The sequence below is a fragment of the Microcoleus sp. Pol11C2 genome, assembly GCF_036701505.1.
GTDB lineage: Bacteria > Cyanobacteriota > Cyanobacteriia > Cyanobacteriales > Microcoleaceae > Microcoleus.
On the sequence record NZ_JAUBQX010000119.1, the window covers coordinates 1 to 1,415 of the forward strand.

2 protein-coding genes are annotated in these 1,415 nt (G+C 41.8%); both read right to left on the reverse strand.

The features are described 5' to 3' along the window. On the reverse strand, positions 1–764 hold a 764-nt coding region (locus QUA42_RS27545), incomplete at its 3' end, for a CHASE3 domain-containing protein (RefSeq protein WP_333141855.1). Between the two features lie 413 nt (positions 765–1,177). Further along, positions 1,178–1,415: hypothetical protein (locus QUA42_RS27550; protein WP_333141857.1), on the reverse strand; the 238-nt coding region annotated here is incomplete at its 5' end.

Here is a 1,415-nt window from a genome sequence, read left to right on the forward strand (position 1 = left end):
TCCATTGTGATTGTAGTTTGATTTACAGAGCTCGATTGCTGTGCGGCTGTGCGTTCCTGCTGTTCAACTGTGGCCGCGATCTCTGTGGAAGAACTGGCGATCGTATTTGCTACCTGATTGATTGGTCGGATAATTTTAGTGGAAATAAATAATACAATAAATGAACCCAATACTACAGCAACAACTGTACCTCCTATAGAAACCATCGTCGCTAATTGCTCCGACTGTTTTGCTAATGTTGTTCGTTGAACCAGTAGAGTATCTTCTACCTTAAGCATTTCTGCCAGCTTATCCCTAATTTCATCCATAAATATCTTCCCTTTACCTGAAATCACCAAGGCTCTTAGCTCTGGTTCTTTCCCAGCCCTTTTCAGGGATATACTTTCCGCTAATTCATCTAGTTTTCGCTGACCCAAATTTTCAAGTTCCTCCATATTTTTCAGTTGTTCCGGGTTATCTTTTATTAACTCTTTTGTGTCATTTACTGTTTTATAAAAGGCGACTGTCCCCTTTTTGTAAGGTTCTAAAAATTCCTCCTTTCCAGCGAAGATAAAGCCCCGCTGTCCTGTTTCAGCATCCACTAAATCTTTTTCTAGGGCTTGCAAATTGGTCTTGACTACATAAGTGTGCGTTTGCCACTCAATAGCTTCTGCTAAATTATCCATACTCAATTTAGTCGACAATCCGATGCTAATCATTAACAAAAAAATGGAGCCGAAGCCCAACGGAACTACTTTACTAAGCCGAATAATATTTTGCCACATTTCAGTTGGTACTCCTTGATTCGTTGTTGACTTTTGTGGGTAAGTTGCAGCATCAATAATTTCCTGCTATTTTTCACCCAAGTAGTTATTTAATCCCTAATACTAATTCATAATTAATGCCCCTTTTTTCGTAGGAAAAACTTCCAGCGCTTTTTTTGGGTTTCCTTGCTTTACTAACTCAACCATTGACTCCGACTCATCAACAAAAATCTGACCCAACTTAATGTCGAGCAAGCGATGCAGGTCAAGCGTTTAGAATTAAAGGTTGTTTTGCCTGCTTCGATTGTGGATAAATCCTGTTTATTCGATTGTAGCGGGAAATTCAGGAACGAAACCCAAACATCGTCAAATACTCTCCCCCACTCTTCTTCTCTCCCACTATTGATTGGGGTTCAAGTCGATCGCACAGCGTGTTAAAACCTAGTTAAGCGAGCATATTCTGAACTTATAGAAATAGTAGTGACCATGGTGCTGGGTTCGGCGCTGTTAGCCTGGGGAATGCGTTTCGGGCGGGTGTTAGTTCGATCGTCCGTTACAAAAGAGGATTTGTTTAAGGGCAGAAATTCCCTCGCCTTGGCTTTGGCGATGCACTCGCCTGCGATCGTTTTGACTTGGATGCCGCAGGTTTGACAAGCTGGGAGGACTGCCAGC